Origin of the sequence: Nocardia sp. NPDC051321, from assembly GCF_044455225.1 — a bacterium.
Lineage (GTDB): Bacteria > Actinomycetota > Actinomycetes > Mycobacteriales > Mycobacteriaceae > Nocardia.
The window spans coordinates 265,567-284,397 of record NZ_JBITEM010000008.1; the positions used below are offsets into that span (position 1 = coordinate 265,567).

General features: G+C 66.7%; 21 protein-coding genes. 10 read left to right on the forward strand and 11 right to left on the reverse strand.

What is annotated here, in order from left to right; all coding sequences use genetic code 11:
• Window positions 1-65 precede the first annotated feature (65 nt).
• Together ACIA8C_RS21010 and ACIA8C_RS21015 are read right to left on the reverse strand one after the other, a co-directional pair.
• Window positions 66-965, reverse strand: a complete 900-nt coding sequence (locus tag ACIA8C_RS21010) for an NADP-dependent oxidoreductase (RefSeq protein WP_397137063.1) — start codon at window positions 963-965, stop codon at window positions 66-68.
• Complete coding sequence (locus ACIA8C_RS21015; protein WP_397137065.1) at window positions 962-1,747, reverse strand: TetR/AcrR family transcriptional regulator; 786 nt, start codon at window positions 1,745-1,747, stop codon at window positions 962-964. Before ACIA8C_RS21015 ends, ACIA8C_RS21010 begins: the two co-directional genes overlap by 4 nt.
• Window positions 1,748-1,932: 185 nt before the next feature.
• Here ACIA8C_RS21015 and ACIA8C_RS21020 point away from each other — a divergent pair, with 185 nt between their 5' ends.
• Window positions 1,933-3,903, forward strand: coding sequence for a prolyl oligopeptidase family serine peptidase (locus tag ACIA8C_RS21020; RefSeq protein WP_397137067.1), 1,971 nt, complete (start codon window positions 1,933-1,935; stop codon window positions 3,901-3,903).
• A 217-nt stretch (window positions 3,904-4,120) separates the two neighbouring features.
• On the opposite strand, the gene ACIA8C_RS21025 is transcribed toward ACIA8C_RS21020, so the two are convergent.
• Window positions 4,121-4,918: a glycerophosphodiester phosphodiesterase gene (locus ACIA8C_RS21025; protein ID WP_397137069.1), complete on the reverse strand. Its 798-nt coding sequence runs from the start codon at window positions 4,916-4,918 to the stop codon at window positions 4,121-4,123.
• Between the two features lie 28 nt (window positions 4,919-4,946).
• Between ACIA8C_RS21025 and ACIA8C_RS21030 the strand changes: the two genes are divergently transcribed.
• Window positions 4,947-5,354, forward strand: a complete 408-nt coding sequence (locus ACIA8C_RS21030) for a hypothetical protein (protein ID WP_397137071.1) — start codon at window positions 4,947-4,949, stop codon at window positions 5,352-5,354.
• Between the two features lie 22 nt (window positions 5,355-5,376).
• Here ACIA8C_RS21030 and ACIA8C_RS21035 read toward each other — a convergent pair whose 3' ends face one another.
• Window positions 5,377-5,556 (reverse strand): DUF6011 domain-containing protein, encoded by a 180-nt coding sequence (locus ACIA8C_RS21035; protein ID WP_396994677.1) that lies wholly within the window; start codon window positions 5,554-5,556, stop codon window positions 5,377-5,379.
• Window positions 5,557-5,677: 121 nt separating this feature from the next.
• Window positions 5,678-6,217, reverse strand: coding sequence for a class I SAM-dependent methyltransferase (locus ACIA8C_RS21040; RefSeq protein WP_397137073.1), 540 nt, complete (start codon window positions 6,215-6,217; stop codon window positions 5,678-5,680).
• On the opposite strand from ACIA8C_RS21040, the gene ACIA8C_RS21045 reads away from it, so the two are divergent.
• Complete coding sequence (locus tag ACIA8C_RS21045; protein ID WP_397137075.1) at window positions 6,216-6,809, forward strand: helix-turn-helix domain-containing protein; 594 nt, start codon at window positions 6,216-6,218, stop codon at window positions 6,807-6,809. The two genes, ACIA8C_RS21040 and ACIA8C_RS21045, sit on opposite strands and share 2 nt — an antisense overlap.
• A 147-nt stretch (window positions 6,810-6,956) precedes the next feature.
• The gene (locus tag ACIA8C_RS21050; protein WP_397137078.1) at window positions 6,957-8,192 is read left to right on the forward strand and encodes a lipase family protein; all 1,236 of its coding nucleotides are present in this window, start codon (window positions 6,957-6,959) and stop codon (window positions 8,190-8,192) included.
• Between the two features lie 89 nt (window positions 8,193-8,281).
• Here ACIA8C_RS21050 and ACIA8C_RS21055 read toward each other — a convergent pair whose 3' ends face one another.
• A complete protein-coding gene (locus ACIA8C_RS21055) occupies window positions 8,282-9,256 on the reverse strand; it encodes a helix-turn-helix transcriptional regulator (RefSeq protein ID WP_397137080.1) in 975 nt (324 codons plus the stop codon).
• Between the two features lie 63 nt (window positions 9,257-9,319).
• Here ACIA8C_RS21055 and ACIA8C_RS21060 point away from each other — a divergent pair, with 63 nt between their 5' ends.
• From ACIA8C_RS21060 to ACIA8C_RS21070, 3 genes are all read left to right on the forward strand, one after another.
• Window positions 9,320-9,673, forward strand: a complete 354-nt coding sequence (locus ACIA8C_RS21060) for a YybH family protein (protein ID WP_397137082.1) — start codon at window positions 9,320-9,322, stop codon at window positions 9,671-9,673.
• A complete protein-coding gene (locus ACIA8C_RS21065) occupies window positions 9,673-10,179 on the forward strand; it encodes a DUF488 domain-containing protein (RefSeq protein WP_397137084.1) in 507 nt (168 codons plus the stop codon). Before ACIA8C_RS21060 ends, ACIA8C_RS21065 begins: the two co-directional genes overlap by 1 nt.
• A 131-nt stretch (window positions 10,180-10,310) precedes the next feature.
• Entirely contained in the window at window positions 10,311-10,886 is a 576-nt protein-coding gene (locus ACIA8C_RS21070; RefSeq protein ID WP_397137087.1) for a hemerythrin domain-containing protein, read from the forward strand.
• A 12-nt stretch (window positions 10,887-10,898) separates the two neighbouring features.
• Here ACIA8C_RS21070 and ACIA8C_RS21075 read toward each other — a convergent pair whose 3' ends face one another.
• Both ACIA8C_RS21075 and ACIA8C_RS21080 read right to left on the reverse strand, forming a co-directional pair.
• A complete protein-coding gene (locus ACIA8C_RS21075) occupies window positions 10,899-12,017 on the reverse strand; it encodes a serine hydrolase domain-containing protein (RefSeq protein ID WP_397137089.1) in 1,119 nt (372 codons plus the stop codon).
• A 49-nt stretch (window positions 12,018-12,066) separates the two neighbouring features.
• Entirely contained in the window at window positions 12,067-12,930 is an 864-nt protein-coding gene (locus ACIA8C_RS21080) for a helix-turn-helix domain-containing protein (RefSeq protein WP_397137091.1), read from the reverse strand.
• A gap of 161 nt (window positions 12,931-13,091) precedes the next feature.
• Between ACIA8C_RS21080 and ACIA8C_RS21085 the strand changes: the two genes are divergently transcribed.
• Both ACIA8C_RS21085 and ACIA8C_RS21090 read left to right on the forward strand, forming a co-directional pair.
• Window positions 13,092-14,543, forward strand: a complete 1,452-nt coding sequence (locus ACIA8C_RS21085) for an amidase (protein WP_397137093.1) — start codon at window positions 13,092-13,094, stop codon at window positions 14,541-14,543.
• A 166-nt stretch (window positions 14,544-14,709) separates the two neighbouring features.
• Window positions 14,710-16,263: an acyl-CoA carboxylase subunit beta gene (locus tag ACIA8C_RS21090; RefSeq protein ID WP_397137439.1), complete on the forward strand. Its 1,554-nt coding sequence runs from the start codon at window positions 14,710-14,712 to the stop codon at window positions 16,261-16,263.
• Window positions 16,264-16,341: 78 nt separating this feature from the next.
• Here ACIA8C_RS21090 and ACIA8C_RS21095 read toward each other — a convergent pair whose 3' ends face one another.
• Complete coding sequence (locus tag ACIA8C_RS21095) at window positions 16,342-16,611, reverse strand: hypothetical protein (protein ID WP_397137096.1); 270 nt, start codon at window positions 16,609-16,611, stop codon at window positions 16,342-16,344.
• A gap of 104 nt (window positions 16,612-16,715) precedes the next feature.
• Here ACIA8C_RS21095 and ACIA8C_RS21100 point away from each other — a divergent pair, with 104 nt between their 5' ends.
• On the forward strand, window positions 16,716-17,129 hold the full coding sequence (locus ACIA8C_RS21100) for a VOC family protein (RefSeq protein WP_397137098.1): 414 nt from the start codon (window positions 16,716-16,718) through the stop codon (window positions 17,127-17,129).
• A 7-nt stretch (window positions 17,130-17,136) separates the two neighbouring features.
• Here the strand turns inward: ACIA8C_RS21100 and ACIA8C_RS21105 are convergent, their stop codons facing one another.
• On the reverse strand, window positions 17,137-17,907 hold the full coding sequence (locus tag ACIA8C_RS21105; RefSeq protein WP_397137100.1) for a MerR family transcriptional regulator: 771 nt from the start codon (window positions 17,905-17,907) through the stop codon (window positions 17,137-17,139).
• Window positions 17,901-18,722: an alpha/beta fold hydrolase gene (locus tag ACIA8C_RS21110; protein ID WP_397137102.1), complete on the reverse strand. Its 822-nt coding sequence runs from the start codon at window positions 18,720-18,722 to the stop codon at window positions 17,901-17,903. Before ACIA8C_RS21110 ends, ACIA8C_RS21105 begins: the two co-directional genes overlap by 7 nt.
• Between the last annotated feature and the right edge of the window lie 109 nt (window positions 18,723-18,831).

Sequence of the window (18,831 nt, forward strand, 5' to 3'; positions counted from 1 at the left end):
GGCATCGGGAATCACGTTGTGGGCGCGACGCATTCGCTTCGCGCAGGGTTATCCGGGCGTGGCCGTCAGCGGGGGAGCAGCACGAATTTCGCGCGCACACCGGACTCGCCGGCACGGTGTGCCTTGGCGATATCGGCCAGCGAGAAGGTTTGGACGGCGGGAAGTGCGAACTGTCCGGACTCGACCAGCGGGCCGATCTGGTTGAGTATGTAGTGCGCTCGATTCGAGTCGCCCCGGCAGAACCGCACGCCGTATTTTTGCGGGCCGGTGAAGTCGGCGAGCGTGATGACGTGCTCCGGATATCCGGCGAGCTCGATCAACTCGGGCAGCACGCCGCTGCCCGCGACATCGAGCGCCAGATCGACGCCCTTGGGTGCGAGCGCGCGGACCCGCTCGCTCATGCCCGCGCCGTACGCGACGGGTTCGGCGCCGAGCGCGCGCAACAGGTCATGGGAGGCCGGACTTCCGGTGCCGATCACGCGGGCGCCGCGGGCCACCGCCAGCTGCACCGCTGCGCTACCGACGGTGCCGGACGCGCCATTTATCAGCACCGTGTCTCCGGACTCGACACCGAGCTGGTCGAGCGCACGCGCGGCCGTCTCCGCGGCTGCGGGCAGTGCGGCGGCTTCGGCGAAACCGATCGACGACGGAATGGGCGCGTAGTAGGTCAATACCACCAGTTCCGCCTGCGCGGCGCCGTTGGAGCTGAATCCGAACACCCGGTCGCCGAGGGCGACGTCGGTGACGCCCGCACCGATCTCGTCGACCACTCCGGCCGCCTCGTAACCCAGGGTCTGCGGCAGCTCCTGATCCATCTGACCTTGACGCTTCTTCCAGTCGCTGGCGTTGACACCGGCGGCGTGCACCACGATCCGGACCTGGCCGGGGCCTGGGTGCGGGTCTGGCAGGTCGACGATTTCCAGGACCTCGGGGCCGCCGAATCGGTCGAAACGAGCTGCTTTCATGACTGTTGTCCGTTCTCGGCCCGGATGTCGGGCCCGATCGTTGTGGTCTCCGAGGTAAGTCCCCGAAACAGTTGTGCGAGGGTGAAATCGAATCGATCGTGTCCCTCACCGGCGGTCAGCTCGTGTGCGTGGGCCACCATGTTCGGGAAGTGTGAGACGGGCAGCATCTCGAGTCGCGCGATACTTTCGGCTCGATCCAGCACACGCCCGTCGGTGTCGGTGACCGGATCGCGGCGTAGCGACGCCTCGAAGCTGTACGCGGCGACATACAGCACCGCGGCATCGACCGCCCACGCGGCGTTCCGCGGTGACACACCGGCGGCCAGCAGGATTGCCAGCATGCCCTCGGCGATCCGCAATGTGTCGAGACTGTTCGGTGACGCCGACAGTGCTGCCCGGGATATCCCCGGATAGCGCAGGTACTGGTCGCGCAGCTGGCGGCACACATCGCCGACCTGCGCACGCCAATTCGCCGGGTCCGGCGCTGGTATCGCCACCTTCCGGCACAGCTGACCGATCAGCAGATCATCCAGCTCCGCCTTGTTCCGCACGTGCGCGTACAGCGCGCCCGGACTCGTCTCGAGTGCCGCGGCGACGCGACGCATCGTCAATGCCTCGAACCCCTCGGCTTCGACCAAGCCGAACGCGGCGGTCAAGATCGCGCCGACCGTGATCGGCTCCTTGCGAACCCGGCGCGGCGCTTCCGGCGCGCCCAGCGCCGCGATCTGCGCTTCCCACTGGTCGCGGGTAACAGCCCTGCTCGGGGGATTCTTCTCGGTCACCGGTTCACCGTAGCACGGTGGACGAACAGTGTTCAATAGGCGAACGGTGTTCATCCGCGAACAGTGTTCAGTCGTTCTGCTGGAGTCTGTCCGATTGGCGAGTACCGCCACGAGAAATGCTGGCCTGGAAGAGTTCTCGATTCGCCGCTGACCGTGCCGCGCCTGCGGGCGGCTAGCCTGGGCCGGTGACAGTCGCAGAGTTGCCCTTCGGATCATGGCCGACCTCCATCACCTCCGAATTCGTCGTCACGGCCGCGGTGCGGCTGTGGGAGGTGCGGGTGGACGGGCCCGATGTCTACTGGTCGGAGGGCCGTCCCGCCGAGGGCGGCCGGACCCAGATCGTGCGCCGTAGCGCCGACGGAACCGTCGCCGACCTGCTGCCGGACGGCATGGACGCGCGCACCGCGGTCCACGAATACGGTGGCGCGGCATGGTGGGTGCGCGACGGCGTGCTCTGGTTCACCAACTGGGCCGACCAGCGGCTCTACCGACTCGAGCCCGGGGCTGCACCGGTGCCGCTGACTCCGGTCCCCGCCGCGCCCCGCGGCGACCGTTACGGCGACGGCGAGCTCACCCCGGACGGCACCGACCTCGTAGCTGTCCGCGAAAGTCATCAGGCCGACGGGCGCGGCGCGATCGATGTGCGCAACGAGATCGTGCGGCTGGCCGCGGACCGTGCGTCGCAGCCGGAAGTCCTGGTGTGTGGACCGGACTTCGTCGTCGCGCCGCGGCTGAGTCCGGACGGGGGTTCGCTCGCGCTGGTGTCGTGGGACCACCCGTCCATGCCGTGGGACGACACCGTGCTGCGGGTACGCGATCTCGCGACCGCCGCCGACACCGTCGTCGCGGGTGGGCCGGGCGAATCGGTGATGGAGCCGCGCTGGCAGCCCGACGGTTCGCTGTTGTTCCTCTCCGACCGCAGTGGGTGGTGGAATCTCTACCGCTGGACGCCCGGCGGCGCGGTCGTCCCGGTGATCGAGTTGGACGCCGAGATCGGCGTGCCCGCTTGGCAATTGGGGTCGGCGCGCTACACCGTCCTCGGGGACGGCAGCATCGTGTTCGCGCGCTGGCGTGACGGCTACGACGGCCTCGGGTTACGGACTCCCGACGGCTCGGTGGCCGAGCTGGACCTGCCCTTCTCCGCGATCACGGCGATCGAGCGGGTCGGCACGGACACCGTCGTCGTGGTTGCGGCCACCCCGGCTACCGAACTCGGCGTGTACCGCGTCGAATTCGGCAACGGCGCACCACGATTCGAGGCTCTGCGCGCGCCGCGGGTGCTCGGTCTCGACGCCGCCGATATTTCCGTTCCCGAGCCGATTTCCTTTCCCTCGGTGGACAGCACCGGCGCAGCACGGACCGCGCACGCGCTGTTCTACCCGCCGACGAGCAGCGGTAACGGCGGCCCGGCCGGGGAATTGCCACCGCTGTTGGTCATGATTCACGGCGGTCCCACCGCTTCCGCACGGCCGATGCTGTCACTGGAAACCCAATACTGGACCAGTCGAGGATTCGCGGTCGTCGACGTCAACTACGGCGGCTCCACCGGATACGGCCGCGAGTACCGCGAATTGCTCAGAGACGCTTGGGGAGTGGTGGACGTCGCCGACTGCATCGCCGCGGCCGGCTGGCTCGGCGAACAGCGCCGAGTCGATCCGGAACGGCTGGCTATCCGCGGCGGTTCGGCAGGCGGTTATACGACGCTCGCCGCACTCGCCCGCGCGGACACCCCGTTCGCCGCCGGTGCGGACCATTACGGCGTCGCCGACCTCGAGGCGCTCGCCGCCGACACCCACAAGTTCGAAAGTCGATACCTCGACGGTTTGATCGGCGCATACCCGGCCAGGCGCGACATCTATCGCGAGCGTTCGCCGATCAACCACGTCGACCAGCTCCGCAAACCGCTGATCGTGTTGCAGGGCAGCGACGACCCGGTGGTGCCGCTCAATCAGTCGGAGATGATCGTCGACGCACTGCGGGCGCGGCGGATCCCGGTGGCCTTCCTGGTCTTCGAGGGTGAGCAGCACGGCTTCCGCCGCGCGGAGAACATCCGCCGCGCCCTGGACGCCGAACTGAGTTTCTACAGCCAAGTATTCGATTTCCCGCTGCCAGCAGCCGAAGGCATCAAGCCGGTCACCGTCGAAAACCTCACCTAATCCGACCGCCCCGCCAGTGGTCGATAGCCTCGAATCCGCGGCCAGGACCCACCGAGCGGTCCGCGCGGCCGCGCGGGGCCCGCGCCAAGACTTGGTCGGATGATCACGGGGAACTGGTGCCGGTATCGGCCGAGAGCCGAATTACCTGAGTTCCCCGTGATCACTTGTCCAGCAGTGCATCTCGGACAGCGCCGACCAAGCCGGTTGTCGCCGGCGATCAGTGGGGGCGCACGATGTCCAGAAGGAGCTCTGGGAGGTTGGTCATGATGCCGGTTATGCCGGCGTCGAGAAGGAGGTGGAGGTCGTCTGCCGGTGCGTCGGGACTGATGTCGTTGTAGAGGGTGTCGGCACAAGTCCACACCGGTGTCCCGAGTTCACGGACGGTGTGGACGAGGTGTGCGCCGGCCTCGTCGGTGAGGATCCATGATGGCCAGAGCCGGACGAGATCTGTTCCCGCGTCGATGAACTCGGTGATGACGGCCAAATCTGGGGGCGCGTCCTGACGTCCGGGTATCAACGCCAGCGCACGCAGCCGGGGATCGAGTTTCTTGAATGTCCGCAAGTCGGCGATGGTGCGCGGACCGACGATCACCTGGTGCGACGCGGAATAGTGCGCGGTGCAGTCCACTACCGCTGCTATTGCGTCAGGCGGACAGTCTTTGATGTCCAGCAGCAACCGCATTCGGCTGCCCTGCAACATTTCGAGCACTTCGCGGTAGGTCGGTACCGGTTCGCCGCCGAACTGCGGACCGGCGTAACGGCCGGCATCCAGCGCCTTGATCTCGGCAAGTGTCAAGTCGGCGACCCGGCCGCACCCATCGGTGGTTCGATCTACGGTGTCGTCGTGCATCACGACGATATGGCCATCGGCGGTTACTCGAAGGTCGATCTCGATTGCGTCCACGCCGAGCGTGATCGAGCCCCTGAACGCCGCCAACGTATTCTCCGGCAGGCCAGGCGCCAGACCACGGTGCGGGATTACCGTGACATCCTGGGATTCTGTCGTCGCGGACACGAACCGATTGTGTCACAGGCGATCCGGCGTGAGCGTAAACCTAATTCAGGCTGCGACGTCGAACAGCGTCGGACCGGGAACATCGGGGTCGGCGGTGCTCGGCATGGTGGAGCAACGCCGTCGCAACCGCGGCTATGTCGATAGGGTTGGGGTCATGCTGGTTTGGATCAACGGGCCCTTTGGCGGTGGCAAAACGCAGACCGCCTATGAGTTGCACCGGCGGCTTCCTGACAGTTTTGTGTGTGATCCGGAGGAGGTCGGGTTTGGGTTGCATCGGATGATGCCTTCGTGGCTGCGGGGCGATTTCCAGAGTTATCCCAGTTGGCGACAAGGTGTGTTCGAGGTGCTCGACCAAGTGCTTCGCCGGCATACCGACGGCCGGGTGCGCGGCAGGCTCCGCCAGATGGCGGTCACAATCCGTCACGCCCGCAAGTAACTTGCGGGCGCGAGCACCCGACTCAGGCTGCGATGTCGAACAACGTCAATTCTCGTGCGGCGGCACGTTGTTCAGCGCGTTCGCGGATCGCGCAGGTTGGTCCGATGCCTTGGGCGACGGATTCCGTGGACAGCAGCCAGCCATGGCAGCGCCGACAGTGCGCAACCAGTCTGGCCTCGGGCTTGTTGTCGGTCTCGGCCATCTAACTCTCCTCCGGCCGTGGGTAGATATGTTGCCAGCTTGACATAGGGGACCGACACGAAAGGCTGGCGAACCGCTTACCCGCGGCCTCCGCCACCAGCCGGTAAGGCAAGTTTCCAGGCTTATCGCAAGCGTTGTGCTCGCAAGATGGTGTCTCGGGTGTGGTGTGTTCCTATGGGGGCGGGGGCAATTCGTGGGCGTGTCTCGTTGATCTGGATGGTCCAGGTCGGGTCGAGTAGTTCGGCGACGTCGGTGGGTTGGTAGTAGTCGGCGGGGTTGACGCCCGGGGTGTCATCGGGGGTCAGGTCGGCGAGATCGTGGCCGACGAAGAGGAACGTACCGCCCGGTGCGACGGCATCGAGCAGGCCGCGCAACGCGGTGTGGTGCGGCTGGCGGTGAAGGGGAAAGTAATGCGCGGACACCAGATCGAACACGCCGGGCGGTGGTGATGTGACGGCCAAGTCGGCCCGCATCCAGGCGACGCGGTCGGGGAGTTCGGTCGCCGCGGCGGCGCGGCGCAGTGCGGTCGACGCGATGTCGATCGCGGTGACCTGCCAGCCGTGCCGGGCCAGGTGGGGTCGAGCCACCACTGTGGACTTGCCGATGACAATCGGGCAAAGAACTTTGCCGAATGCGCAAATCGCTGGGCATAGTGTGGGCATGGACGACGAGTTCGATACCGTAGTTGCCGCTGTCGGACCTCGATTGCGGGAGTTTCGCCGCCGCGGCGGCACCACGCTGACCGTGTTGTCGGAGCGGACCGGAATTCCGGTCAGCACCCTGTCGCGGCTCGAGTCCGGACAGCGTAAACCCGGTTTGGAGATGCTCTTACAGCTGGCCAAAGCCCACCGGGTGCCGATCGATGAGCTCATCGGAGCGCCGGCGAGCGGCGACCCCCGGGTGTATCCGCAGCCGTACACCCGCAACGGTATGACCGTTATCCCGTTGACCCGAAACCCCGGCGGGCTACAGGTGTTCAAGCAGGTCGTGCCGTCCGGCCCGGCCGATCTCGAACCCGATCCTCGTTCGCACGAGGGCTACCACTGGCTTTACGTCCTCAGCGGACGACTCCGCGTCGTCCTCGGCGACCAAGACCTCGTTCTCGCCGCCGGAGAGGTCGCCGAATTCGACACCCACCTCCCGCACTGGTTCGGCAACGCCGACACCCGCCCGGCGGAATTCCTGAGCATCCTCGGCCCGCAAGGCGAGCGCTTCCACATCAAGGCCAGCTACCGGAAATGTGGCGCTCGCTAGCTAGCCGAGGTCGAACGGCTCGAACAGCGCCCGGAGGCTCCGGGCGGGCCCCAAAAATGTGGTCATGACACTTATCGGATCGATGGTTAGCCTCGGTACCCGATCTAGCAATCGACTGAGAGACAACCGAGTGAGAGAATTCCACCAGTGAACCCGGTAATGCTGCGGACCGTAGCGATATTCGCGACACTGATTGCGCTACCAGCGATTTCGTTCACCGCCGGCTCAGCAGCCCACGCTCAAACCGCGCTACTGACGCCGACGGCAGATCCGTTCTATCGCGCCGAGGGGCCACTGACCGATGTCGCACCGGGCACCATACTGAAGACACGAACCGTCAGGCTCGCGCCGACGGGCGCACAGCTGCCGCTCGAAGCCACCCAGGTGCTGTACCGGACAACCGGCCAGCTCGGTGAGCCCGCCGCGACCGTGACCACCATCGTCCGGCCGCCCGCCGCGTCGAGTCCGCTTCGCATCGTCTCCTACCAGAGCGCCTACGACGCGCTCGGCGCTCGCTGCGATCCGTCCTATACCCTGCGCGGCGGCGGCGCGCTCGCGGCCGCCGATACGCCGATTCTCGCCGCCTACCTCGCGGCCGGATACACCGTCGTCTCGACCGATTACGAAGGCACGGAACTCGCCTACGGCGCCGGACGCAAATCCGGAAGCGCCACACTGGACGGCATCCGTGCCGCATTGCACACACTCGACGCTCCGGCCTCGACCCCGGTCGGCATGTCCGGTTTCTCCGGCGGTTCGATCGCCACCGAGTATGCCGCCGAGCTGGCGCCGACCTACGCGCCCGAGCTCAACATCGTCGGCGCCGCGCTCGGCGGCTACCCAGTCGACCTCGTCCACACCGTCTCCTATATCAACGGCAAACAGGAATGGGCGACGCTGATTCCCTACGTCCTGCTCGGCTCGGCACGCGGATTCGGCATCGACCTCGATCCCTATCTGTCCGAATACGGCAAACACGTGCTCGCCCAGGTCGCCGACCAGTGCGCACCCGATGGCCCCAAATTCCCCGGCCTCCGCATCGAGCAGCTCCTGCTGCCGGAGTACGCGGATTACCCGGCCGTCCCTGCGCTGGCGCCAATGATCGAGCACGGACGAATGGGCACTGCGGGCACCCCGACGGGGCCATTGCTCCTCGGCGGCGGAAACGTCGACGGAACCGGTGATGGCGTCATCGTGGCCGCGGATGAACGCGCCCTCGCTGCCGAATACTGCCGCCGCGGTGTCCCGGTCAGCTACCAGGAATACCCTGGTGCCGACCACTTCCTCGCCGGTATCCTGTTCGTCCCCGCCACCCTCCCCTTCTTCCAGGCACAATTCGATGGCAAGGCCTTCGAAAACGGTTGCGCCGCCCTCAGCCGGTAGCAAGTGCTCGGGCGCGTCGAGGACGGGTGGGATGTTGCACCGCGTCGCGCGGTCCTTCAGACCCCCTACGCTAGGCCGCGTCGCAGCACTCAGGGAGACCCACCGTAGCAAGCGGCGATTGTGGCGGCGTGGTCGCGCAGGGAGGTGCGTAACCATTGCGGGGCAAGGGCTTCCGCGTTCGCGGCTAACTGCCACAGCGCCCATTCGGCGTGTTTCGGATCTTGGAAGGTCACCTCCAGTCGCAGCCAGCCGTCTGCGTCGGTTTCTTCCGCGCGGACGGCGAGTGCGGTGCTCAACAGTTCCGCCCGCCGTGCCGGGTGCACCCGGATCAGCACGGCGACCTGGTCGCCTGCGGTTCGGAACTGCGTGCTGCGTTCCTGCCAGGCCTGGTCCAGATCGACTCGGTCTGGTCGCTGTGCGAGTTCGGGGAGTTCCTCGGCGGCCACCACCCGTGACAGCCGGTAGGTGCGGTCCGCACCAGATCTCGTGGCCAGCAGAAAGCCTTGGTCGCGCACGGTGACCAGGCCGATCGGGTCCACCGTGCGCCACTGCGGGCGCTGGTCCACCGCCGCGTAATGGATGCGTAGTTTGTGCCCGGACAGCACCGCGCCCCGGATCGTGGTCACTATGGCGTCGGGCAGCTCCTCGGGGACCAGCCTGCGTGCGAAAAGGTCGGTCTCGGGGTCGATGAGCAATCGCTGGGCCGCACCGGTCGCGGTGTCTCGATAGCTTTCGGGCAGCGCGTCGACCACCTTGCGGATGGCCGACGCGAGCGCCGAGCCGAGTCCGAATGCCTGTGCGCCGCGGCGTGATCCGGCGACCAGCAGGGCAAGTGTCTCGTCGTGGTTCAGGCCGATGAGCTCGGTTTGGAATCCTGGCAACAACGCGAAACCGCCGTGCCTGCCGCGTTCGGCGTAGACGGGGACGCCGGCCGCGGACAGCGCCTCGATGTCACGGAGCACCGTCCGAGTGGATACCTCGAGCTCGCGAGCCAGCGCGGACGCGGACAGTTGACCATGCCGGCGCAACAGCAGCACCAGCGACACCAGCCGGTCCGCACGCACAGGAAAAACTCTAACCGGAATACACGACACAGGATGTCGTGATTCGTTGGGAGACTTATCGGTATGACAAACAAGATCGTGGCCACTGAACCGAACGACCTGGGCAAATTGTTTATCGAGCGTGCCAACGCGGGCGATGTCGACGGGCTGGTGGCGCTGTACGAGCCGGACGCGGTGCTGGCCTTTCCACCGGGCAGCCGCGCGACCGGACACGCGGAGATCCGCAAGGTGTTCGAGCAGTTCGTCGCGGCCGCACCGGTTCTCACGATGGGTACGCAGCATCCGGCGCTGGTGAACGGCGACCTGGCCCTGACCGCCGCCACGTTGAGCACCGGCGAGGTGACCGTCGAGGTCGCCCGTCGCCAGCCGGACGGCTCGTGGCTGTTGGTTCTTGACCAGCCCGTACTCGGGTCGTAATGGGTCGGCCGGATGCGGCGACGAAGCGCATCGTGACGATCGGCGTCTACGGCTTCACCGCCGAAGCTTTCGTCGAGAAGCTCACCGGGGCTGGCGTGGGGTTGCTGCTCGACCTGCGCCAGCGTCGCGGCGTTCGCGGTCCCGAGTACGCGTGGGCGAACTCGGCGCGGTTCCAGCAGCTGCTAGCCGCGGCGGACATCGGCTACCGTCACGTGCCGGGGCTGACGCCGACGACGGAGATGCGTCAGGTCCAATACCGCGAGGACGACCGCCAAGGTGTGGGCAAGCGCAACCGCAGCGCGCTGGCCCCCGAGTACGCCGAGCGATACACCAGGGAGATCCTCGACCCGTTCGACCTCGGCGCACTCGTAGCCGAACTGCCGAGCGACTCGGTGACCGCCCTGTTCTGTGTCGAGTCCGACCCGGCGGCCTGCCACCGCTCGATCGTGGCCGCGCGCCTGCACACCGAGCATGACCTGCCCGTCACGGACCTTCGCCCGGGCTGAGTCATGCCCTCCACCCGCCGCGACTCGAAATGAGGTCGGCGGCGGGGGCGGTGCGTTATCGTCGGCTGCCTAGGGCACCTGCCCGAAGCGGCGTTCAGTGCCGACCTGACATGCGTTATCAGGGAGGAATTGTGGACATTACCGAGCTGATCCTCGACGACCACCACGAGCAGCGGCGGCTGTTCGCGATCCTCGAGCAGATCGATCGCGGGGAGACCGACATCCTCGCCGCGATCTGGGACAGGCTGGCCACCTTCCTCGAGCTGCACGCGAAGGCGGAGGAGGAGATCTTCTACCCCGCGCTGCTGCAGGTGGGCATCGCGGCCCGGCGCACCGGCCGGGTGGAGGACGAGACGCTCGACGCTATCCACGACCACAACGAGATTCGCGACGCGATCGCCGAGGCGGCGCGGCATCAGGTCGGCACCGATGACTGGTTCGCGGCCGTGGCGGCCGCGAACCTGGCCAACAGCGACCACATGGCCGAGGAGGAACGCGAGGGTCTCACCGACTTCCGCCGCCTGGCCGGGCTGCCGCGCCGCCATCAGCTGGCCGTCGCGTTCGCCGCCTATGAGGCGCGGAACTATGCGGGTGTCGAACCCGTCGATCCGGATCCCGCCGGGTACGTCCGTGCGGTAGAGGACGCGGTAGCGGAGGAGCCGTCGGGGAGCGGATCGCTGAGTGTCGGCAGCCTGAAGCCGAACTGACCCGGCCGCGGGTCAGCCAGCCAGCGCGAGCTGGATGAACGCCTGCAACGCGCCGTCGATGGGATGGGGCTGCGGCCGGCCATCCGCGTCGAGCCGGTTCCAGCGCTGCAGATTCACCGCGATAGACATCTGCCTGGTGCCGTCGGCGCTGATCATCGACATTGCGCCGCCGCCCCAGACGGAACCGTCATGGCCCCAGCAGATTCCGCGACCGGGCACGGTCAGCCTGTGCAGGCCGAGACCGTAGTCGAGGGTTTTGCCGTCGAAGGCGATGACGGGGACGGTGCTCTGCATCTGTGCCAGGGACGATCGGCTGACGATCTCGCCCGCCAGCAGCAGGCGGTAGCAGCGGTTCAGGTCCGCGACGGTCGATATCAGCGAGGCCGCCGGCCCGACAAACGACATGTCGAACACGCTGTAGTCGCGCGGCGGGTCGATCATGCCGACCCATGCCTCGTAGTGCAGCGAGTGCGGACCGTCGATGGACGGGTCGTCCGGGAGTTCGGTGTCGCGCAGCCCGGCCCGCTCGATGACATCACGGGTGATGCATTTCTCCGCCGAGGAACCGGTCACCGCCTCCAGAAGTTGGCACAGCAGAAGGTAATTGGTGTTCGAGTAGACCCCGGGTGTGCCGCCAGGAGTTCCGCAGGGAGGTGATGAGACGCCCAGCTCGATCAGCTCGGTCGGGTGAAACTTGGTGAACCGGTTGTCATCCAGGCTCTGCGGTGTCGTTTTCGCCAAGGCGGGAAAGCCCGCGAGGGATGGGTAGGCGCGTGGCAGGTATTCGGCGAGGCCGCTGGTGTGGTTGATCAACATGCGGACCGTGATCGCCATGCCGCGTTCGCCGGGAACCAGCTGGGGGAGATAGTGGCCGATCGGTGTGTCGAGGTCGATTTCGCCGTTGTCGACCTGCCGCAGCACCGCCGCGGCGGTGAACGTTTTGGTGATGCTGCCGACGCGGTGCCGCATATCGGCCGTGACGGGGCGGCCGGTGTCGACATCGGCGACTCCCGCTGCGCCACGCCAGGTTTCGTCGTTGTCGCGCACTTCGGCGAAGACGCCGGGCATGCCCGCCTGATGCAGGTTCGCCAGGGCGGTCTGTAGTTGCACGGGATCGAGGGTGGTGGTCACGACACGTGTCCTCTCGCTGTCGATGGGGTGACGGATCACCACTATCGAGCTACCGGTGCCGCGCGGTATTGGAAAAATTTCCCCAGGCCCGATACCGGTGCCGGGCGATGGTGGGCAGATAGTGCGTCCGCAGCGCCCCCGGCGTGTGGTCCGCGAAGATCGATACGTCCCGGCACAGATGAGCCTGATCGGTGTATCCGCAATCCATCGCGACGTCGGCGGCGGGCCGGCCCGCCAGCAGTTCGTCGACCGCGGCCCGGAATCGGACCAGCATCGCCGCTCGCTTGGGTGTCAGGCCGATCTGGGATTCGAACCGGCCAAGCAGTCGCTTATGGCTCCAGCCGACGGATCCGGCGAGCTCACCGATCTTTACCTTGCCGCCGGAGGTGAGGATACGACTCCAGCAGGCGAGCACCTCGGGGTCGGCCGTTCGCATCGGCCTATCGCATTGCGCCAGAAACGATTTCGTCAAAGCGAAGCGCTCGTCCCAGGATGCGGCGGCCGCGAGTTGCGTCCGCAGTCGCTGCGCTCGCGGTCCCCACAGGTCCTCCAGCGCGACCGCACCCCGCCCCAAATCCGTTGGCGAAACACCCAATAGCGAATACGCCTGGATCGGCGAGAGCCGGACCTCGACGAACTCGGCCCGCTCGCTACGGATGCGCATAGCCTCGATGGGCAGCCCGGCGACGAAGCCGCTCAGCGTCCGCTGCCCGAGCGCGTCGTCGATGATCACGCCGCACCCCCCGAATTCGATCAGCACGGTGACCGCCGACGTCCCGGCAACCCGAAGATCCAACCCCGCGCCATCCATATCGCGGTAGCCGATCATCCGCCCACCCCACGGCAGCACATCGGCCGGGACCGCGAAATCCCATGCCACACCAGGCTCGCGCCCGACATCCACAGATCCCACCTGTCCAGGCTACGGTGCGGCGACCGACTCCCGCGTGCCCGCGCCGGTGTCAACCTATTTCGCTGCGCTGACCTGTGATCTTTGTCGAATATCGAGGCGCCGATTCGCTTGTGCGAAGAAGCATTTTATGGCTACTGGAGGCCGTCGGTACGGTCGATTTCATGGAATCGAGTTTTAGTTCGGCAGCGGATCTTTTGGCTGCGTTGCGGGCTGGTGAAGTGACCTCGGTGGAGTTGACCGAGGAGGCGATCGCGCGGATCGAGCGCGACGACAAGGTGATCAACGCGATCTGCGTGCCGGACTTCGACAATGCGCGGGTGGCCGCGCGTGCGGCCGATCAGGCGCGCGCCCGCGGCGAGGACCGGCCGCTGCTCGGTATCCCGATGACGGTCAAGGAGTCCTACAACATCGCCGGGCTGCCGACGACCTGGGGCATGCCGCAGTTCCGGGACTATCTGCCCGCCGAGGACGCGGTCCAGGTGGCGCGGGTGAAGGCGGCGGGCGCGGTAGTGCTCGGCAAGACCAATGTGCCGTTCATGCTGCAAGAGTGGCAGAGCTTCAACGAGATCTACGGCACCACCAACAACCCGTGGGATCACGATCGCACGCCGGGTGGATCCTCCGGCGGATCTGCGGCGGCCCTGGTGGCCGGATTCGGCCCGCTGTCCCTCGGCACCGACATCGCCGGTTCGTTGCGCGTCCCCGCGCATTACTGCGGCGTCTACGCACACAAGCCGACCGTCGGGCTGGCCGCGATCCGCGGCATGATCCCGCCGCCCGCGCCGGCCTTGCCGGTCGAGCACGATCTCGCCGTCGTCGGTCCGATGGCGCGCACCGCGCGCGACCTCACGCTGCTGCTGGATGTGATGGCCGGGCCGGACCCGCTGACGCGCGGCGTGGCCTACGAGCTGAGGTTGCCGCCCGCACGCCACGAGCGGCTCGCCGATTTCCGGGTGCTGGTCCTCGACCAGCACCCGCTCAGTCCGACCGCGTCCGCGGTGCGGGCGGGCGTGCACCGGGTGGCCGACGCGCTCATCGACGAGGGCGCCCGGGTCGAACGGCACAGTGCGCTGCTGCCCGATCTGCGCGAGGCCGTGACGCTCTTCACGCAGCTGCTGGTTTCCAACACGTCCGCGGGTTATCCGGCGGAGCGGTACGAAGAGATCCGGACCAAGTTCGCCGGACTGAGCCCCGACGACCACAGTGCCAGTGCGACCTGGTTGCGCAGTATGGCGTTCAGCCACCGCGACTGGATGGCGGCGAACAACCGTCGCGAGCTGCACCGGCAGGGCTGGCGGCAGCTCTTCGCCGAGTTCGATGCCGTGGTGTGTCCGATCACGTCGACGCCCGCGTTCCGGCACGACCACGAGCTGGGTCTCGGCGAACGGCGGATCGATATCGACGGCGTCGAGCACCCGTTCATCGACCAGTTCGGCTGGGTCGGCCTGGCGACCATGCCCGGCCTGCCCGCCACCGCCATCCCGGCGGGCCGGTCACCCGAGGGACTGCCGGTGGGCGTGCAGCTCATCGGGCCGATGTTCGAGGACCGCACCCCGCTGCGGCTGGCCGAACTGCTCGAACAGAAGATCGGCGGCTTCCAGGCACCGAAGTAGGGCGCACTGCCGCATTCGTCCGAACTCGAGCTGTTCGGAGTGCCATACGAATTGGGCCCCCACTGTGACCTGTCCCGCATCTGCCCCCGGATAATGCGTTCTCGTGTCTGCACCGCTTAACGTCGCGGAGGCACAACAGAGTTTGGTAGGGAAGGTGGCAGCGGGCGTGGTGGATACCCAGGCGAAGCTAGATGAGTTGGTCAAGATCCTGGCGATCGCCGAGGAACCGGCGGGTGAAGCCGGTATCGCCAAGCGGGAAAAGAAGGGTGTCCCGAGCGTCCGGCAGCGGATGCGCATGCTGCTCGACCCAGGGACGTTCATCGAGACCAATGCCTTAGCTCGTCAGCCGGACCAACCCGACGCACTCTACGGCGACGGGTTGGTCACCGGTCGGGGGTTGATCGCGGGCCGACCGGTGGTGGTGATCGCCCACGATCAGACGGTGTACGGCGGTTCGGTGGGTGTCACCTCCGCCCGCAAGTTCATGCGGGCGCTGCAGTTCGCGTTCGACAACGCGTGCCCGGTGGTGACGATCAACGATTCCGGCGGCGCGCGCATCCAGGACGCGGTGGGCTCGATCGCCTCGTTCGGCGATATCTCCCGGGTGCTCGAGAGGCTGTCCGGTTATGTGCCGCAGGTGTCGATCATTCTCGGCAAGTGCGCCGCGGGTTCGGTGTACGGGCCGATCAACACCGATGTGCTGATCGGCACCCGGGATTCGTACATGTTCGTCACGGGGCCGGAGGTGATCAAAGCCGTCAACGGCGAGGACATCACGGCCGAAGCGCTCGGTGGCGCCGAGGTGCAAGCCAAGCGCGGCACCCTGCACCATGTGGCGGACACCGAGCAGGCGGCATACGACTGGGCCCGCCAGTACCTGAGCTACATGCCGACGAGCTGCCTCGAGCAACCGATGGTCGTGAACCCCGGCCTGGAGCCGGAGATCACGGCGACCGATCGGGAACTCGAGAAGATCATCCCGGATTCGGATCGCACCGGGTACGACATGCACGAGATCCTGCTGCGGATCTTCGACGACGGTGAATTCCATGAGATGCGTACCGAATTCGCGCCGAACCTGATCACCGGATTCGCGCGGGTCGATGGATATCCGGTCGGTGTGATCGCCAACCAGCCGCTGGTGCTCGGTGGTTCCATCGACGCCGCCTGCTCGGACAAGTCGACCTACTTCATCCGGCTGTGCGACGCGTTCAACATTCCGCTGGTGTTCGTCGTCGATACCCCGGGCGTGCTGCCCGGTCTCGAGCAGGAAGCCAACGGCGTGATCATCCGCGGCGGCCGGGTCCCGCGCGCGATCATCGAGGCGACCGTGCCGATCATCAACCTCGTGGTGCGCAAGTCCTACGGCGGCGCGTACGGCATGATGGCGGCCCGCCAGGTGGGTGCCGACATCAGTTTCGCCTGGCCGACGGCCCGGATCGCGGTGATCGGCGCGGAAAGCGCGGTCGACCTCATCGGCAAGCGGCAACTCGCGGCGCTCCCGCAGGAGCAGCGGGCGGCCGCACGCGAATTCATGGTCAACCACTACAACGAGACCATCGCCACCCCGTGGATCGCCGCCGAACGCGGCTACATCGACGCCGTCATCGAACCCGCCCGCACCCGGCTGGAGATCCGCCACGCGCTGCAGTTGCTGCGCGACAAGCCGCCGGTCAAACCGGGATTCAATCCACGCAAGCACCCGGTATACCCGATGTGAGCGTCCCGGCGGCTCGGCGAGATCGCCTGAGCCGCCACCTGTTCGAGCCCGTCGTGTGCCGGCGGGCTCGGCAGGGCCTCAATTCCCTTGGCCCGGCCAGTGGTTCGTGGGTAGCGGCTGGATAATCGGTTCCGTGCGGATCTGGTATGGCGCGGTCGGTGTCGGCTCGTCGTACGGGCACAACAACGTAACGCCGCCCACGACCAACGCCAGTGCGGCCGCGAAGCCGAGCAGCGGGCGCACCCACGTCGCCTGGGGCAATCGCCATAAGCGCCACAGGCTCGTCAACCGCCATAGTCGCCACAGCTGCCCGAGCCGCCATGGTTGCCATACGCGCACTTCGTTCATGTCACAGTCCCGTCGCCGCACTGCATATGCTCAATCGCGCTGGCGGCCACCGCGTTACATAGGTCGAACCGGCGGGTAGTGCGACGGTGTGCAAGCATCAGCGCATGTCGATTACTGCGGAATCCATTGCGCATCTGCGTCTCACGGTGTGCGATATCGACCGATCGCGGGCTTTCTACGAGAAGGTGTTCGGATGGCCGGTGGCGTTGGAGATTCCGGCCGACGCGGACGACGAAACACGGCAGCGACTCGGCTTCCTGTATGGCGGGGTGATCTATCGGATGCAGCACGGCATGATCGGACTGCGGCCGGTGGGCACCGATCGCTTCGACGAAAACCGGGTTGGTCTCGACCATCTCGCGTTCTCGCTGGGATCGCTCGCTGAACTGGAAGCTGCCGCCGCACATCTGGATGAGTGCGGTGTGGTGCACGAGGACATCAAAGACATCGGTGTCAGCTACATCCTGGAATTCCGGGACCCGGACAACATCGCGCTGGAGCTGGTCGTTCGGAAATAATCGCGCCCTATTTCGGATCCACCCGCTCGAGCTTGGTCCAGCCGGTCCACCCTTGCTGGCGCAGCAGCTCGATCAACCGACGGGTCGGCGGCGCGGTGTCGAAGGCCAGCGTGTCGAGCAGCTCGGCCAACGACGGCTCGATACCGCCGCCGACGTAGTCCGCGCCATGCTCGTCGGCGAGCCGCGCGAGGTAGACCGCGACCTTGTCGACGAGCTCGACCAGCATCGCGTCGTTGTCCGTGCGGTCGAGGGCCGCGCTCAGCGTGAGATAGAAATCGATGAGCTGTGGGTGCGCGATCTGTGCCCGCTTGCGCGCGATCAACTCCCGGACCCGATCGGGGAAGCGTGCGGCGAGCGGGATCCAGCCGTCCCGTTCGACCCGGACGATCCGCTCGTCGACCCCGAGCGCCCGCAGGTGGTCGAGAAACTCGACCACCTGCGGCGGCAACGCAAGATTGTCGCCTGCGGCGAGACGGGCGATCCGCTCGCGATGCCGCTGGCGTTGCCGGATCTCGGCCCGCAGCCGCTTATCGATGTCGGCCACCGCAACGGCGAACTCCGCCGGGTCCGCCCGCAGCAGCTCACGCACCCGCGCCAGCGGGACACCGGACTCGGCGAGGGTCCGGATCTTGATCAGCTCGACCACGGCGCCCGCGTTGTACCTGCGATAGCCGGAGTGGTCCCGGTCGGGTTCCGGCAGTAGCCCTTTGGCGTGATAGTGCCGCACCGCACGCACCGTGACGCCGGCGTAGGACGCGAGCTCGCCGATGGTCAGCATCGATCCAGTATGAGCCGCGCGACCTCCGGGACGTGGTCGACGACCAGCGCGTGCGTGGCATCGAGCCAGCAGACGGAGATGTGTGGCTGTTCGCGGACGAGTCGATCGATCCCAGTGCGCCACAGCCGATTGTGCCGCGGCGCACGCCCTTCGCCGCTGTCGCCTGCCATCGAGGTCGCCATGATCATCCGAATCGGACGGTCGATCTTGCGATACCGATCGAGGATTCCCGGTCCGACCACATCGATATCGAGATCGATGCCCGACCGCAGTACATCCAGCTCGAGATTGAGATCGAGAATCTCCTGCGCACTGAGCAACACCTGACGTGGGGTGCCGCTGATGCTCCTCTGCCACGCTGCCAGGTCCGCCCACAACGCGCGGAACCCCGGCAGATCAGCCGCGGTGATGAAGGGTGCGGGAATCGGATTCGCCCCGTCGATGAGCACGAGCTCGCCGACGGAATCGGGATGCTCCGCGGCATAGTGCACGATCAGATCCGCACCGTACGAATGCCCCGCGAGCACCGGAGCCGAGGACATGCCGAGTCGCGCCACTTCGGCCAGCACCGCGGCGAAATCACCGAGAAACGCCTCGAACGAGTATCGGTCGGCCGCCGACGAAAACCCATGTCCCCGTAGGTCGAAGCTCACCACATCGAAGTCCCGCCGCAACACCTCGATGAGTTCACCCAACTCGGCCTGCGTCGAAGTAAGCCCGGGACACAGCACCAACGTCCGCCCGCTGCCGCCGCGCGACACCGGGATCGTCACCCCGTCGTGGCGGACAGTGAATTGCTCGGTATCCATAGTCATGCCAACCATGCTGAAACGTTGACCCTGCGTCAGTGTCAACCCTCGGTCAGCGTGCGAGTGAGCGGATACGAACTGGACTGGCGGTTAGCGTCGGGTTGATTGTCCGGAT

Excerpts from the sequence above, each read along its gene's own strand:
- ACIA8C_RS21035 (WP_396994677.1), bottom strand. The coding sequence starts at position 5,556 with ATGGCCGAGACCGACAACAAGCCCGAGGCCAGACTGGTTGCGCACTGT.
- ACIA8C_RS21085 (WP_397137093.1), top strand. The coding sequence starts at position 13,092 with ATGGAATCGAGTTTTAGTTCGGCAGCGGATCTTTTGGCTGCGTTGCGG.
- ACIA8C_RS21065 (WP_397137084.1), top strand. The coding sequence starts at position 9,673 with ATGGGTCGGCCGGATGCGGCGACGAAGCGCATCGTGACGATCGGCGTC.
- ACIA8C_RS21045 (WP_397137075.1), top strand. The coding sequence starts at position 6,216 with ATGGACGACGAGTTCGATACCGTAGTTGCCGCTGTCGGACCTCGATTG.
- ACIA8C_RS21010 (WP_397137063.1), bottom strand. The coding sequence starts at position 965 with ATGAAAGCAGCTCGTTTCGACCGATTCGGCGGCCCCGAGGTCCTGGAA.
- ACIA8C_RS21095 (WP_397137096.1), bottom strand. The coding sequence starts at position 16,611 with ATGAACGAAGTGCGCGTATGGCAACCATGGCGGCTCGGGCAGCTGTGG.
- ACIA8C_RS21060 (WP_397137082.1), top strand. The coding sequence starts at position 9,320 with ATGACAAACAAGATCGTGGCCACTGAACCGAACGACCTGGGCAAATTG.
- ACIA8C_RS21040 (WP_397137073.1), bottom strand. The coding sequence starts at position 6,217 with ATGCCCACACTATGCCCAGCGATTTGCGCATTCGGCAAAGTTCTTTGC.
- ACIA8C_RS21100 (WP_397137098.1), top strand. The coding sequence starts at position 16,716 with ATGTCGATTACTGCGGAATCCATTGCGCATCTGCGTCTCACGGTGTGC.
- ACIA8C_RS21105 (WP_397137100.1), bottom strand. The coding sequence starts at position 17,907 with ATGCTGACCATCGGCGAGCTCGCGTCCTACGCCGGCGTCACGGTGCGT.
- ACIA8C_RS21110 (WP_397137102.1), bottom strand. The coding sequence starts at position 18,722 with ATGACTATGGATACCGAGCAATTCACTGTCCGCCACGACGGGGTGACG.